General features: G+C 50.9%; 10 protein-coding genes. 5 read left to right on the top strand and 5 right to left on the bottom strand.

Annotated elements, in window-relative coordinates:
• The first annotated feature begins 29 nt into the window (after window positions 1-29).
• Complete coding sequence (locus tag BUB52_RS02795) at window positions 30-2,768, top strand: substrate-binding domain-containing protein (protein WP_073212594.1); 2,739 nt, start codon at window positions 30-32, stop codon at window positions 2,766-2,768.
• Window positions 2,769-2,811: 43 nt separating this feature from the next.
• Here BUB52_RS02795 and BUB52_RS02790 read toward each other — a convergent pair whose 3' ends face one another.
• From BUB52_RS02790 to BUB52_RS02780, 3 genes are all read right to left on the bottom strand, one after another.
• Window positions 2,812-3,003, bottom strand: a complete 192-nt coding sequence (locus tag BUB52_RS02790; protein WP_009122455.1) for a hypothetical protein — start codon at window positions 3,001-3,003, stop codon at window positions 2,812-2,814.
• An 88-nt stretch (window positions 3,004-3,091) separates the two neighbouring features.
• Window positions 3,092-6,649, bottom strand: coding sequence for a pyruvate:ferredoxin (flavodoxin) oxidoreductase (gene nifJ / locus BUB52_RS02785; protein ID WP_009122454.1), 3,558 nt, complete (start codon window positions 6,647-6,649; stop codon window positions 3,092-3,094).
• Between the two features lie 47 nt (window positions 6,650-6,696).
• The gene (locus tag BUB52_RS02780; protein ID WP_039950924.1) at window positions 6,697-7,875 is read right to left on the bottom strand and encodes an ATP-binding protein; all 1,179 of its coding nucleotides are present in this window, start codon (window positions 7,873-7,875) and stop codon (window positions 6,697-6,699) included.
• A 160-nt stretch (window positions 7,876-8,035) separates the two neighbouring features.
• Between BUB52_RS02780 and BUB52_RS02775 the strand changes: the two genes are divergently transcribed.
• On the top strand, window positions 8,036-9,214 hold the full coding sequence (locus BUB52_RS02775) for a hypothetical protein (RefSeq protein ID WP_009122451.1): 1,179 nt from the start codon (window positions 8,036-8,038) through the stop codon (window positions 9,212-9,214).
• A gap of 52 nt (window positions 9,215-9,266) precedes the next feature.
• Here the strand turns inward: BUB52_RS02775 and BUB52_RS02770 are convergent, their stop codons facing one another.
• A complete protein-coding gene (locus BUB52_RS02770; protein WP_039950923.1) occupies window positions 9,267-10,721 on the bottom strand; it encodes a glycoside hydrolase family 10-like protein in 1,455 nt (484 codons plus the stop codon).
• 171 nt (window positions 10,722-10,892) lie between these two features.
• On the opposite strand from BUB52_RS02770, the gene BUB52_RS02765 reads away from it, so the two are divergent.
• The 3 genes from BUB52_RS02765 to BUB52_RS02755 are packed head-to-tail and all read left to right on the top strand — an operon-like array spanning window position 10,893 to window position 13,047.
• Window positions 10,893-12,314: a carbon starvation CstA family protein gene (locus BUB52_RS02765; RefSeq protein ID WP_009122447.1), complete on the top strand. Its 1,422-nt coding sequence runs from the start codon at window positions 10,893-10,895 to the stop codon at window positions 12,312-12,314.
• Between the two features lie 3 nt (window positions 12,315-12,317).
• On the top strand, window positions 12,318-12,542 hold the full coding sequence (locus BUB52_RS02760) for a hypothetical protein (RefSeq protein ID WP_009122446.1): 225 nt from the start codon (window positions 12,318-12,320) through the stop codon (window positions 12,540-12,542).
• Window positions 12,543-12,567: 25 nt separating this feature from the next.
• Window positions 12,568-13,047: a hypothetical protein gene (locus BUB52_RS02755; RefSeq protein WP_009122445.1), complete on the top strand. Its 480-nt coding sequence runs from the start codon at window positions 12,568-12,570 to the stop codon at window positions 13,045-13,047.
• Window positions 13,048-13,209: 162 nt separating this feature from the next.
• On the opposite strand, the gene uvrA is transcribed toward BUB52_RS02755, so the two are convergent.
• Complete coding sequence (uvrA, locus tag BUB52_RS02750) at window positions 13,210-15,981, bottom strand: excinuclease ABC subunit UvrA (protein ID WP_039950922.1); 2,772 nt, start codon at window positions 15,979-15,981, stop codon at window positions 13,210-13,212.
• Between the last annotated feature and the right edge of the window lie 25 nt (window positions 15,982-16,006).

Below are 16,006 nucleotides of genomic sequence, written 5' to 3'. Positions count from 1 at the left end.
CTGCAATCACTTAAACTCAGCGAAAGAAGATGAGACGATATATTTACCTGTTACAGTTTGTTCTGTTGGTATGTGGCGGCATAGTGACTTCCTGTTCCCGGCATGAGGTACGTTTCCATATCGGAGTATCGCAATGCAGCGATGACGAGTGGCGCCACCAGATGAATAATGAAATGTTGCGTGAAGCTCTTTTCTACGATGGCGTAGAAGTGGAGATACGTACAGTGAAAGATGATAATGCCAGGCAGGCAGAGGATATCAGACACTTTATAGAGGCGGGAGTGGACTTATTGATAGTCGCTCCCAATGAAGCCGAACCCATAACCCCGGTTGTAGAAGAAGCCTACGACCGGGGTATCCCTGTTATTGTGGTAGACCGCAGAATCCTTTCCGAAAAGTATACCGCTTATGTCGGAGCCGACAATTTCGAAATAGGCAAGGCGATAGGTAAATATGTGTCCAATATGCTTCATGGAAAAGGTACGGTAGTGGAGATTGCGGGATTGGCGGGTTCTACTCCTGCCATAGACCGGCATGAAGGATTTATGAGTGTCATATCCGCTTGTCCGGACATTCGGCTGCTGGCAAAAGAAGACGGTGCTTGGTTGCGTTCGCGGGCAGAAGAGAGAATGGATACTTTGCTCGACCGTTTTCCGGAAATAGATGTCGTCTATGCCCAAAACGACCGTATGGCTGCCGGAGCATATGCGGCCGCCATGCGCCGGAAAAGGGAAAAGGAGATGCGTTTTGTCGGTACGGATGCCATTCCCGGTGAGGGCTACGGGGTGGAACAGGTACTTTCGGGCGAATTGGATGCCACATTTATCTATCCCACAGGCGGTGACCGTGTCATGCAGATCGCGATGGATATTCTGAATAAACGGGACTTCCCCCGCAAAACGATTCTGAATACTTCGGTGGTAGACCGTGATAATGCGCTTATCATGAAGATGCAGACTGCCCATATCAGTTCACTCGATGAGAAGATTGAAACCTTGAATGGAAAAATCAATCAGTATCTGACACGCTATGCCACGCAGCAAGTCGTTTTGTATGGCAGCCTGCTGGTGCTTCTGTTGGTCGTGGGGTTACTGGTTGCCGTTTATCTTTCCTTGCGTACAAAGAATAGGCTGAACCGTGAGCTTTCCCTTCGGAAGGAACAACTGGAACAACAAAGAGACCAGCTGGAACAGCAGAAAGACCAGTTGGAACGGCTCTCTCGTGAACTGGAGGCCGCCACGCATGCCAAACTGGTATTCTTCACCAACGTTTCCCACGATTTCCGTACGCCGTTGACCCTGATTGCAGACCCCGTAGACCAACTTCTTGCCGACCGCTCTATCAGTGAACAATCGCACCAACTGTTGGAGCTGATGAAGAAGAATGTACATATTCTTTTGCGCCTTGTCAATCAGATTCTTGATTTCCGCAAAGTCGAGAACGGGCGTATGGAACTGCATCTCGAACCCTTTGATTTACTGAACAGCTTTGAGGGGTGGAATGATTCGTTCCGTGTGGCTCTGCTTAAAAAGCATATCGCTTTCAGCTTTGAACCTGCTCCCGGTGTAGACTATCGGATGCTGGCGGATGCCGAGAAAATGGAACGCATTTATTTCAATCTTCTTTCCAATGCGGTGAAGTACACACAGGAGAATGGAAAGATTGTGGTACGCCTCGAAGCGGAAGACCGTCACTTCCGGTTGTCGGTATTCAATTCGGGCAGCTATATTTCCACCACTGATGTCGAGGCTATTTTTGAACGTTTCTATCAGGTAGGCGGCCATCAGGCCGGTACGGGTATCGGTCTCGCCTTGGTGCGTGCTTTTGTGGAAATGCATGGCGGTAATATCATGGCGCACAGCAATGAGAAAGGAACTACTTTCACCGTCACTCTCCCGAAACGGGATGTGTCGCAGTATCATCCCGCCGTACCGACCTTGCCTGCCGATGAGAAAGATATTGCGTCCACATTGGTAGATGCGGATATTCCGACAGAAGAGGGGATGACGGAGGATGATTGTCCGACGGTGCTTGTCATTGATGATAATGCCGATATACGCCATTATGTCAAGGCTTTGCTTTCCAAGGAATATCGCGTACTGGATGCGGCGGACGGCGCGGCAGGCATCCGTCTTGCCATGAAATATGTGCCCGATGTGATTATATCTGATGTCATGATGCCCGGTATGGACGGTCTGGAATGTTGCCGTCGTCTGAAAGGGGAATTGCAGACTTGTCATATCCCGGTTATCCTGCTGACTGCCTGTTCGCTCGACGAACAGCGTATACAGGGTTATGAAGGCGGTGCGGATTCTTATATATCCAAGCCTTTCAACTCGCAACTGCTGCTCTCGCGCATCAGGAATCTTATTACGAACCACAGACAGTTGAAACAATTCTTCGGTGACAGCCGGTCGATAGAGAAAGAATCTATCAGCGAGCTTGATAAAGATTTTGTTACCCGTTTCAAGGTTTTGGTGGGCGAGAAGATGAAAGACCCGGAACTGAATGTTGAAGATTTGGGACGTGATATGGGAATGAGCCGCGTACAGCTTTACCGCAAACTAAAGTCGCTTACCAACTATTCTCCCAATGAACTGTTGCGCCAGATGCGCTTGAAGAAAGCCGCTTCTTTGCTTGCCGCTTCCGATATGACTATCGCCGAGGTTGCTTATGAAGTAGGCTTCTCATCACCGTCTTATTTTACGAAATGCTATAAGGAACAGTTCGGTGAAAGCCCTACCGATTTCCTAAAACGCAAAGGATGACATAGCCCGCCGGCAAAACGAATTTCAGTTATCGTATTGTCTTTCATTTCAGCATTTGCGGCAAATTATCCCTGCCCCAGAAGTAATATACGGCCAAGCCGATCCAGCTGGTCAGTATCACGAGGATGATTGCTACCAACCTCTTTTCGGTAGCGATGCCTCTCCATCGCCATATTTCCATTGCCGCCCTGATTGTCAGGATGACGCCGATTATCCAAATAATAAATCCGATCATACTATTTTCTTTCTTTTGTAAACAAATAGAGACTGCGTCCGGTTCACGGAGCAGTCTCTATTTTAGTGTATTATTTCAGTATCTGAAATTATTCGGCAACTTCAGCGCCCCAGTTTTCTTTAGAAAGACGCTTGTAGCTGTTGTAACGCCATTTAGCGTTTTCTTCAGCAGCTTTGAACAGCTCGTCGGCTTCCTGCGGATATTGTTTCATTACGGATGCGTAACGAACTTCACCCTTCAAGAAGTCTTGGAAGCCTGTCCAATCCGGTTCTTTGCTATCCAGCGTGAACGGATTCTTACCTTCAGCTTCCAGAGCCGGGTTATAACGCCACAAGTGCCAGTAACCGCACTTAACGGCTTTTTCTTCTTCAGCCTGGCTCTTACCCATACCTGCCTTCAAACCGTGGTTGATACACGGAGCGTAAGCGATGATGAGTGACGGACCGGGATATGCTTCTGCTTCGCGGATAGCCTTCAAAGTCTGAGCCTGGTCGGCGCCCATAGCGATTTGAGCAACATATACATAACCGTAAGTGGTAGCCATCAGACCGAGGTCTTTCTTGCGCACGCGCTTACCTGCAGCGGCAAACTTAGCGATAGCGCCTACCGGAGTAGCTTTAGAAGACTGACCGCCGGTATTGGAATAAACCTCAGTATCCAGAACGAGGATGTTAACGTCCTTACCGCTTGCGATTACATGGTCGAGACCGCCGTAACCGATATCGTAAGAAGCACCGTCACCACCGATGATCCACTGGCTGCGTTTAACCAGATATTGAGACAGACCTGCGATAGTCTTGCAGTTGTCGCATTTGTCTTTGGCAGCTTCTACCATAGGAATGATCTTTTCAGCCAATTCCTTAGTCTTGTCCGCATCGTACATGTTCTCAATCCAAGCCTGGAATACTTCTTTGTATTCAGCCGGAGTACCTTCTGCCGCGATAGCTTCTTCCATAGCCTTCACGATACGTGCACGCATCTTTTCGTTAGCGAGCTCCATACCCAGACCGAATTCGCAGAAGTCTTCGAACAGTGAGTTAGCCCAAGCGGGACCATGACCCTTTTCGTTCTTGGTATAAGGAGTGGAAGGAACAGAACCTGAGTAGATGGAAGAACATCCGGTAGCGTTAGCAACCATTTCACGGTCACCGAACAACTGAGAAATCAGTTTCACATACGGAGTTTCACCACAACCGGAGCAAGCGCCGGAGAACTCGAACAACGGAGTTGCGAACTGAGAGTTCTTAACGTTAGCCTTGATGTCAACCAGGTGTTGTTTGCTCTTCACGTTTTCTGCGCAGTAAGTCCAGTTGGCAGCTTCTGCCAGTTGGCTTTCAAGATGCTTCATGGTAAGAGCCTTGCCACCCTTCTTCGGGTTGCCCGGACAAACATCGGCACAGTTACCGCAGCCCAGACAGTCGAGAACGTCAACCTGGATACGGAATGTCATACCGTCGAATACCTTGCCGACAGCTTTCAGCTGGGCGAATTCAGCGCCCTTCTGCTCTTCAGCGTCGAGAACGAACGGACGGATAGAAGCGTGAGGACAAACGTAAGCACACTTGTTACACTGGATACAGTTTTCAGGATTCCATTCAGGAACGAAAGCTGCCACACCGCGTTTTTCGTACTTAGCCGTACCTTGTTCCCAAGTACCGTCTTCGATACCCTTGAACGCAGATACTTTCAGCAAGTCGCCGTCCTGTGCGTTGATAGGACGAACCACTTCGTTGATGAATGCAGGGTCGTTGTTTTCTGCTTTGGCGTCGTCAGCGAGGTTAGCCCAAGCCGGGTCAACGGCGAGCTGCTTGTATTCGCCACCACGGTCAACGGCAGCGTAGTTCTTGTTCACTACGTCTTCACCCTTCTTGCCGTAAGACTTAACGATGAATTTCTTCATCTGCTCAACAGCCTGTTCTACGGGAATTACACCTGTGATACGGAAGAATGCGGACTGGAGAATGGTATTGGTACGGTTGCCCAAACCGATTTCCTGTGCAATCTGAGTTGCGTTGATATAGTAAACAGAGATATTGTTCTGCGCGAAGTATTTCTTCACCTTGTTGGGCAGGTTCTTAGCCAACTCTTCACCTTCCCAGATGGTATTCAGCAAGAATGAGCCGTTCTTGCGCAGACCACGGGTTACATCGTACATGTGCAGGTAAGCCTGAACGTGGCAAGCCACAAAGTTCGGAGTATTTACCAAATATGTGGAGCGGATCGGAGTATCGCCGAAACGCAGGTGAGAACAAGTGAAACCGCCTGATTTCTTGGAGTCGTAAGAGAAGTAAGCCTGGCAGTGCTTGTCGGTGTTGTCACCGATAATCTTTACGGAGTTCTTGTTGGCGCCTACTGTACCGTCAGCACCCAAACCGTAGAACTTAGCTTCGAACATACCTTCGCCGCCCAATGCGATTTCTTCTTCCTGAGGAAGAGAAGTGAAAGTAACGTCGTCCACAATACCGATAGTGAAGTGGTTCTTCGGCATCGGCATGGCCAGGTTCTTGTAAACCGCGATGATTTGTGCAGGAGTAGTGTCCTTAGAACCCAAACCGTAACGGCCGCCTACGATAACCGGAGCGTTTTCCGCACCGTAGAAGCAGTCTTTTACATCGAGATACAACGGTTCGCCGTTAGCGCCCGGTTCTTTCGTACGGTCGAGTACGGCAATCTTCTTGGCAGTTTTGGGAACGGCGGCAAGGAAGTGCTTGGCAGAGAACGGACGATACAAGTGAACGGCAACCAAACCAACCTTTTCGCCATTGGCAACGAGGTAGTCGATAGCTTCGCGGGCAGCTTCCGTTACAGAACCCATAGCGATGATTACGCGTTCGGCATCTTCTGCGCCGTAGTAATCGAACAAACCGTACTTGCGGCCTGTGATTTTGGAAATCTCGTTCATGTATTCCTCAACGATAGCGGGAACAGCCTCGTAGTAGTTGTTGCAGGATTCACGGTGTTGGAAGAAGTGGTCGGGGTTTTCGGCCATACCGCGGGCAACCGGGTTCATCGGGTTCAGTGCGCGTGCACGGAATTCAGCCAAGGCTTCCTGATCGATAAGCGGAGCGAGGTCGTCGTTTTCCAACATTTCGATCTTCTGGATTTCGTGAGAAGTACGGAAACCGTCGAAGAAGTTCATGAACGGAACGCGAGACTTGATGGTAGCCAGGTGGGCAACACCTGCCAAGTCCATAACTTCCTGTACAGAACCTTCGGCCAACATGGCGAAACCTGTCTGACGTGCAGACATTACGTCCTGGTGGTCACCGAAGATACACAGTGCGTGGCTTGCCAAAGTACGTGCGGATACGTGGAATACGCAAGGCAGGAATTCACCGGCAATCTTGTACATATTCGGTATCATCAGCAACAAACCTTGTGAAGCGGTGTACGTGGTAGTCAGCGCACCTGCCTGCAAAGAACCGTGAACGGCACCGGCAGCACCACCTTCGGATTGCATTTCCTGTACCAATACTGTTTCGCCGAAGATATTTTTGCGACCTGCGGCAGCCCATTCGTCTACGTATTCAGCCATCGTAGAAGAGGGAGTGATAGGATAGATGGCGGCTACTTCTGAGAACATATACGAGATATGCGCTGCAGCCTGATTACCATCACAAGTAATGAATTTCTTCTGTTTAGTCATAACTAAATTGAATTTATTAAGTAAAAAAATCTCTTTGTCTGTAAATCCTAATACAGGAAACCGAACAACCAGAGCGGTATTTGATTGCCTCGGCCTATCTCCGCCTTGTGCAATGCGTACGTCACTCCCGGATTGTTTTTAATCCTCACGCCTTCCTGACAAATCTTGAAAGGCATCACTTCGTCCACCATGAACGAAATGTTCTTGTCGCCTTTGTTCACTTTGTGGTCTTTCCACATTGTGTTTACAAAGAACGTTTCCAGCACATCCTGTTCTTCCACCTTTACGGGATAGATGGAGTACATCAGATTGGAGTTGTGCATCATTATCTTCGACGGCTTTTTGGGAAATTCCTCTCCTTTCGGGTACACCATGTTGATAAGTCGTGCATCTGCCAGATACTTGATGTAATTCATCACCGTGGCTCTGGATGTCTGTATGTCGTTGGCCAGTTGGCTTACGTTGGGCGCTTTCGGTCCGTCCACGGCCAACAAATATAGTAATTTTTTTATCTTGGAGAGATATTTCAGCTCTATTTGTTTAATAAGAAGAATATCTACTTCCACCATCATGTTCATCGTCTTCAACAGATTCTCCGAGAAATTACGCTTTTCGAGGAAGAAAGGATAGAAGCCGTGGTGCATATAATCTTGGAAATAGTCCAGCGGGCGCACTTTGGAAAGAATGCCTTTGGCTATCTGCTCGTGGTTGCTCAGTATTTCTTCCAGCGAGTAGCAGCGGAACTTCATGCCTGTTTGCAGGTTCAGGTACTCGCGGAAAGAGAAGCCGCGCAGGTTATAACTTTTTACGATGTCCCGCAGTTCCAGGTTCTCCTCTTTCAGGCGCATCACGGACGAACCGGTAAAGACAATCTTCAGATTGGGAAAGCGGTCGTAGCACAGGCGCAGTTCCTTGCTCCAGTCCGGATGCTTGAATACTTGGTCTATCAACAGTACTTTTCCGCCGCGGCGTTGAAATTCGTAAGCGAAGTCCACGATGCTGTGACCGGAAAAGTAGAAGTTATTCATGTTGATGAAGAGGCAGGAACGGTCGGTACCGAATTTCTCTTTGGCGTATTGCAGCAGGAATGTGGTTTTACCTACCCCACGAGTGCCTTTGATACCGATAAGACGGTCGTTCCAGTCAATCTCGTCCATGAGGTCGCGGCGAACGGGGGCATTCGTATGCTCTACCAGATAAGCGTGTGTTCGGTAAAATGCTTCCATGCTTTAAATTCGGTTTATCGGGCGACAAATATACACCTTTTTTATAGAATTGCAAAGTAGAGATAGCAAAATATCTTGTCCATAGTTAAGTTTTATATATTTGTATGCTGTTCTTTTTCTCTGTAAGTTTGCAGTTCCGAATAATTATGAACTATAATCAATGAAACTATATCTTTTCAATCCGGATTCAGACCTTGCGCTTGCCAATAACGAGGCGAACTACATAGCCCCGGCTTCGGCCCGCCGTATGGCGCAGGACATGGCTTTGCTGCCGATATGGTATGCCGCTCCGGACAGTGCGGTACTGGCGCCTTCCGCCTACAATGCGGATTTTTTGCGGAGGATGCGGGAACTTTTCGGGTTGCGGGTGCAACTGGCCACCGAGCCTGAATTGCCCGACTATGCCGAAGCCTCGATTGTGCCGTGGGGATGGAATCCTTCCATTCGCAAATATCTCTTGAAGAGGGGCGTCAATGAAGACAAACTGCCTTCCCCTCGGCTTCTTGCGGACTACCGGTCGCTTTCTTCCCGTATTCAGGCCGTGGAGATGACGCGGCGCATGACGGGGCGTTATCCCGGATACACCTGTGGCGAACATACTCTTGTGAACAATATCGAGGATTGCGAACGCATAGTCAATGCAATGCACGCCTGTTTGCTTAAAGTACCCTGGTCCGGTAGCGGAAAGGGTCTGAACTGGTGCCTGCACGGATTTACGAAGCCCGTTTCCAATTGGTGTGAACGTATTTTGAGAGAGCAAGGTTGCCTTACGGCGGAACCTATATATAATAAGGTGGAAGATTTCGCCCTTGAATTTTATTCCGACGGGTGTGGCGGGGTACGCTTTGCGGGCTGTTCCATGTTTTCCACCAACGAGCACGGCGCATATACCGGCAATCTGCTTGCATCGGACGGGCAGATAGAAGAGATTATTGCACGCTATTTGCCTCTTGAGAAGCTGGAGCGCATTCGTGAAGCTCTCCGTACGGAATTGGCTTCGGTCTATGGGTATACCTATACCGGCTATCTGGGCGTAGACATGATGATTTGCCGGCAAGACAAGGAGAACAAATACCTTGTACACCCTTGCGTGGAGATAAATATGCGTATGAATATGGGTGTCGTCGCCCGCTTGTTTTACGATAGGTTTGCGGTTCCCGGCAGCAAGGGACGTTTCACGGTTGAATACGTTCCCGATAACGGAGCGTTGCGTGCACGGCACGAACAGGATATGCGGAATTATCCGTTGATTGTGGAGAACGGCAGACTTCTTTCCGGGTATCTGCCGTTGGTTCCGGTTACGGGTAAAAACTGTTATAGAGCGTATGTCCGGCTCTGATTTCCGCAGTCAATAACAAATCCGGGATTATAAACGTATTGCCTTTGCTTTTCTATCGGCAGGCGGGGCTTTCGTTGCCGCAACGGTCTACGGCGGTAACCGCAAAGTATTTCCGGGCAGTCCAGGGACGGATGGGAGCATATATGTATTCCGTTCCCTGTATGCGTTGCGCCACTATGTTCTCAGGGTCGGAGGTATCTACGGGATAGGTGTCGGAACCGTAGATTACATACGTCGGCGCATTCCGCTTGTCGTTGTCTGTGGCGGGTTGCCAGGTGATTCTCCAATATCCTTCGGCCGGTTTCTCGACATTGAGTCGCGTGGGGGCGGTTGGCGGCACATTGTCTATCCACGGCATGGCGGGTTGCAGGGCGGGGGCGGTGTAGTAGTTTTCTTCAAGTATGTCGTACAGTCCCTGCGTATTGTCCATCAGGTACTTCACGCGGTAGTGGCCTTCGCCTGCCAGACCGTGCGCACGGGTGAAGTTTAGTTGCCGTTCCACTTCGTCCACCGTCCAGTTGCCTTCACTTGGGTCGAGGAAGTAGATGCCCAGGCCGGGAATAATCTGCCGGCCGTTGCTTTGTTCCTGCCAGTCGAGGGCGAAAGGATAGAAGCCGTTGCCGCGGAAATACATCATGGGATAGACCTGGTCTTGTATGCCTTCGCCCAGCCAGCCTTGCACATCTTGGTAGACGGTGTGGAAAGCGTTCCAGCCGCGCGACGGATAACGGGAGGTATCGCGGTACTTGCCCACGGGGCAGGTGCTGACTTTCACCCAGGGCTTCAGCGCCTTGACGCCCTTATAGAGATAACGGACTATTTCGGTGATATTGTCCCGCCGCCATTGCGCGAGGTCGCGTCCGTTTCCGTATTTCTTATAGGTATAGCTGTCGGAGAAGCGCAAGGCATGCTCGGGGTAGCGCAGGTAATCGAAATGTACCCCGTCCACATCGTAACGTTCCACGACTTCACGGACGAGGCTCATCAGGTATTCTTTGGTCTGAGGGTGTCCGGGATTGAGAAAGTATTCGCGTTTGTAAGGTACGCAGATAGCCGGTTTGCGTTTGGTGACCGACTCCTTGCCGAGAGCGGCGACATGCTTGCGGTTGCCCAAAGGAATGGTTACCATCCAGGCATGGCATTCCATACCGCGTTTATGGCACTCGGCTACGGCGAAGGCAAGCGGGTCGTAACCGGGGTTGCCGCCTACTTTCCCTGTCAGAATGGAGTTGTAGGGCTCGATTGCGGATTTATAGAGTACGTCGCCACGGGTACGGGTTTGAAACAGTACGGTGTTGAAGTTGGCGGCTTTCAGTTTGTCCAATATCTCTATGAGCTCGGCCTGCTGCTTGCGGATACCTTCGGGAGTGGTGGCGCGGGTACGGGGCCAGTCCAGTCCGTAAACGGCGGTGACCCATGCGGCGCGTACCTCATGCTTGGGCGGGCGCTGGGCGGCAAGGGGGAGAAGACAAAAGATATATAATAGTATAAGGTTTAATCTCTTCATAATGCTATCTTGGTTTTGAGTAAATTCACATTTACTTCTTTATTTCTGTTATATTTCACGGCGAAGATAAGTAAATCGCTTGATAAATTTGCGTAGTTTAGTTGGAAACTGTTACATTTGCATACATAAAATACATTAACATTCAGCATATACGTTAAACATTAGCACGCCATGATTACATTTACGCTTTGCCTGCTGGCGCTGATTGCAGGCTATTTCATCTACGGACGCTTTATAGAACACGTATTCGGACCGGACGACCGTAAGACGCCCGCTCTTACGAAAGCCGACGGGGTGGACTATATCCCGCTGCCTACGTGGAAAATCTTTATGATACAATTTTTGAACATTGCAGGCTTGGGTCCGATTTTCGGCGCAATCATGGGAGCCAAGTTCGGTTCGGCATCCTACCTGTGGATAGTGTTCGGAAGTATCTTTGCCGGGGCCGTGCACGACTATTTTGCGGGAATGCTTTCGTTGCGTCACGACGGCGAGAGCCTGCCGGAGATTATAGGCCGCTATCTGGGCGTGACCACCAAGCAGGTGATGCGCGGATTTACCGTTATCCTGATGATACTCGTAGGAGCGGTTTTTGTGGCGGGTCCTGCCGGACTGCTCGCCAGCCTGACGCCGGAAACGCTGGATACTACTTTCTGGATTGTAGTGGTCTTTATCTATTATGTGCTTGCCACGCTGCTGCCGGTGGATAAGATAATCGGCAAGATATATCCGCTATTCGCCATCGCGCTGTTGTTTATGGCGGTGGGCATCTTGGTAATGCTCTACGTGAATCATCCGGCATTGCCGGAAGTGTGGGACGGGTTGCGGAACACCAATCCCGATGCTTCCGCGCTGCCTATATTTCCCATTATGTTCGTCAGCATCGCATGCGGCGCAATCAGCGGTTTTCATGCTACGCAAAGCCCGTTGATGGCACGTTGCATGACGAGTGAGCGCCATGGCCGTCCCGTATTCTACGGAGCCATGATTACCGAGGGTATCGTAGCTCTTATCTGGGCTGCGGCCGCTACTTATTTCTTCCATGAAAACGGAATGGAGGAGACGAATGCCGCCGTTATCGTGGATGCCATTACGAAGAACTGGTTGGGAACCGTCGGCGGTGTACTGGCTGTGTTGGGGGTGATTGCCGCTCCCATCACCAGCGGAGATACCGCTTTCCGTTCGGCGCGACTTATCGTCGCTGATTTCCTGGGTATGGAACAAAAATCGATGCGCCGTCGTTTATATATCTGCGTACCGATGTTTTTGGCGGCTATCGGATTGCTGCTGTACAGCCTGCGCGATAAAGACGGTTTCGATATGATATGGCGTTACTTTGCATGGGCCAACCAGACCTTGTCCGTCTTTACCTTATGGGCTGTCACGGTATATCTGGTGCGCGCGAAGAAGCAATATTTCCTGACGCTGATACCTGCCTTCTTCATGACCTGCGTTTGTACGACCTATATCTGCATAGCGCCCGAGGGTTTCGGCCTGTCGCATCCGGTGGCCTACGGTATAGGGATAGCCGGTGTCGTGATCGCGTTGGTGTGGTTCGCCGTATGGAAAAACAAACAGACTAAAACTCTTTGACTGATGAAGAAATTCAAGAAATCTACCGGGCTGACCGTAGCCTTGCTTATTTATGTTTCTGCCACCGCGGCGTATTTCCTGCCGCGCAATACGGAAATCAGCGATACGGAGAAGTATGTCACCGTAATCGCTTCGTATGTCATCGTGCTTGTACTGTGGCTGGTGCTCCGTAAGAAAGAAGAGCTGCAACGGAAGCGCCGTGAAGAAGATAGAACGGAACGAAAATAATTATTCACTCAAAAATAAAAACAAGATGAGAAGACTTGCATTACTCGTATGCCTGCTTATTGGCACTGTGGCTGCCCACGCGCAGTTTGAAAAAGGAAAATGGTTCGTAAATCCGTCCATTACCGGACTCAACCTTTCTTATAATACGGAAACGGACAAAGCGCATTTCGGCCTTGAAGCCAAAGGCGGTGCGTTTTTGATGGATAATGTAGCCCTGTTGATAGATGCCGGCGCCAAGTGGCAAGGCGGCGGGACGGATGTCTATACCCTGGGTGTGGGCGGACGTTATTATATCGACAAAGTAGGCGTTTTCCTCGGAGCTGACGTCAACTTGAACCGTTATAACTGGGACGGCGGTGACAAAACCCGTTTCGGCTTCGGCTTGGAAGGCGGTTACGCGTTCTTCCTGTCGCGTACGGTAACCATTGAACCTGCCGTTTATTGGGATATAAATAAAGACCGTTCGGAATTCGGACTGAAAGTGGGATTCGGTTTCTACTTCTAAGAGGACGGAAAGGCCTTTTACACGATAGTTGATTTCGTCTCCTAAGATGATTGGTTTTGTCTTAGGGGACGATTTTTTTTGTCTCATGGGATGAAAAAAAACGTCCCGTGAGATGGATTTGTTTATCTCACGAGACGATTCCGACTGGATTATGCGGTTGATTTATTGCAGCTTTTCTTTCAGGAACTGCCCGGTGTAGCTTGCCGCACAGGCCGCTACTTCTTCCGGCGTGCCCGTTGCCACGATGTAGCCGCCTTTGTCTCCGCCTTCGGGACCGAGGTCGATAACATGGTCGGCGCACTTCACTACGTCCATATTGTGCTCGATGATGACGATGGAATGGCCGCGGCGTATCAGCGCGTCAAAGGCTTCCAGTAATTTGCGGATGTCGTGGAAGTGCAGACCGGTGGTAGGCTCGTCGAAGATGAAGAGCGTCGGGTCGGCTTTCTCCATGCTGAGGTAGTATGCCAGTTTTACACGCTGGTTCTCACCGCCGGAGAGGGTAGAGGACGACTGGCCGAGTTTGATGTACCCCAGTCCGACATCTTGCAGCGGTTGCAGGCGCTTCACGATTTTCTTCTGTCCGTGCCCGGTGAAGAATTCGATGGCTTGGTTGACGGTCATTTCCAGTACATCGTAGATGTTGACATCATGGAACTTCACTTCCAGCGTATCCGACTTGAAGCGTTTGCCGTGGCAGGATTCGCACTCCAGCACAAGGTCGGCCATGAACTGCATCTCTACGGTGATGGTTCCTTCGCCCTTGCACTCCTCGCAACGGCCGCCCTCACTGTTGAAGCTGAAATGACCGGCGGTGTATCCCATCTGCTTGGCAAGAGGTTGTTCCGCCCATAATTTGCGGATTTCATCGTAAGCCTTGATGTAGGTCACGGGGTTGGAACGCGAGGATTTTCCGATAGGGTTCTGGTCTACAAACTCCACATTACGCAGCTCCTTCAAGTCTCCGCCGATAGAGGCGAACTCGCCCGGACGGTCGCTGCATTCGTCCAGCTCGCGTTTGAGGGCGCGGAAGAAGATGTCGCGCACCAACGTACTCTTGCCCGAACCCGATACGCCGGTGACTACCGTCATTACGTTAAGCGGGAAGCGCACGTCCACGCCTTTCAGATTGTTCTCGCGGGCTCCTGTGATTTCGATATACTGGTTCCACGGGCGGCGGCTTTCGGGCACGGGAATGGTTTCTTCACCCAGCAGATAACGCACGGTGTAGCTGTTGCTGTCTTTTTGCAAGTCTTTCATGTCTCCGCAGTAGACAACTTCGCCACCCAGGCGTCCGGCCTTGGGGCCGATGTCGATGATGTAATCGGCGGCGCGGATGATTTCTTCATCATGTTCCACTACGACCACCGTATTGCCCAGTTGTTGCAGTTGGCGCAAGACATGTATCAGCTTGTCCGTATCGCGGCTGTGAAGTCCGATACTCGGTTCGTCCAGGATGTAGAGACTGCCCACCAGGCTGCTTCCCAGAGAAGTCGCCAGATTGATACGCTGGCTTTCGCCGCCGGACAGCGAGTTGCTGAGGCGGTTCAGTGTGAGGTATCCCAGGCCTACGTCCAGCAGGAAGCGGATGCGGTTGTTGATTTCTATAAGGATGCGGCGGGCTACGTCGGTATCGTGCTTATCCAGCTTCAGGTTGTCGAAAAAGACTTTCAGTTCGGTGATGGGCAGGTCTACCAGCTCGGAGATGCTGCGTCCGCCCACCCTTACATAACCGGCTTCGGGCTTCAGCCTGGTGCCGTGGCATTTGGGGCAAAGGGTTTTACCGCGATAACGCGCCAGCATTACACGGTACTGTATCTTGTACTGGTTCTCCTGCAACATCTTGAAGAAGGCGTTGATGCCCTCGAAGTAGCGGGTTCCTTCCCACAGCATGCGGCGTTGCCCGTCCGTCAGTTCGTAATAGGGCGTGAAAATGGGGAAGCCGGCTTTCTCCGCGCCGCGTACCACCATGTCTTTCCATTCGCCCATTTTCTCTCCGCGCCAGCACACTACGGCGCCGTCGTATACGGAGAGGGAGCGGTTGGGGACAACAAGATGCTCGTCGATGCCAATGACACGTCCGAAGCCTTCGCATTCCGGACATGCCCCGATGGGGGAGTTGAACGAGAACATTTGGTCGTTGGGCTCTTCAAACGTGATGCCGTCCGCCTCGAATTTGGTGCTGAAACGGTAGAGGCTGGTCGTGCCGTCCGGTTGGTAGAAACGCAGCAGGCAGGCTCCGTCACCCTCGTACATGGCGGTTTCGGCAGAGTCGGTAAGGCGGCTGATGGCATCTTTGTCGCCGGAAACCGTCATGCGGTCTACCAAGAGGAATACGGTATCGCCGTCTTTGGGACGGTACTCGTCGATGCGTACCATCTCTCCGTTTACTTCCAGACGGTTGAAGCCTTGCTTCATGTCTATTTCCAGTTGCTGCTGCAAAGTACGTCCTTCACGAAGTAATATCGGGGTGAGCACGGTGTAGCGTGTTCCCTCGGGCTGCTCCAGCATGCAGTTTACGATGTCCTCGGTGGAATGTTTCTTTACCTCTTGTCCGCTGACCGGGCTGAATGTCCGTCCCACACGGGCATAGAGCAGGCGCAGGTATTCGTAAATCTCGGTAGAGGTTCCTACGGTGGAGCGGGGGTTGCGGCTGCTTACTTTCTGCTCGATGGCGATAGCGGGGGGGATGCCTTTGATGAAATCACATTCGGGCTTGCTCATACGTCCCAGAAACTGGCGGGCATAGCTGCTGAGGCTCTCCACGTAGCGGCGCTGCCCCTCGGCATAGAGCGTGTCGAACGCAAGTGAGGATTTACCGGAGCCGGACAGTCCGGTGATGACGACCAGTTTGTTGCGGGGTATCTCTACGTCGATGTTCTTCAGGTTGTTGACGCGGGCGCCCTTTATGGTGATAGATGTATTTTTTGTCATAGACTGTTGAAAATGAATTGGGGTA

Source organism: Bacteroides clarus YIT 12056 (assembly GCF_900129655.1).
In the GTDB taxonomy this organism is placed as follows: Bacteria; Bacteroidota; Bacteroidia; order Bacteroidales; family Bacteroidaceae; genus Bacteroides; species Bacteroides clarus.
The sequence above is the reverse complement of the archived record's forward strand: the minus strand, read 5'-3'. Positions and strand labels throughout refer to the sequence as shown.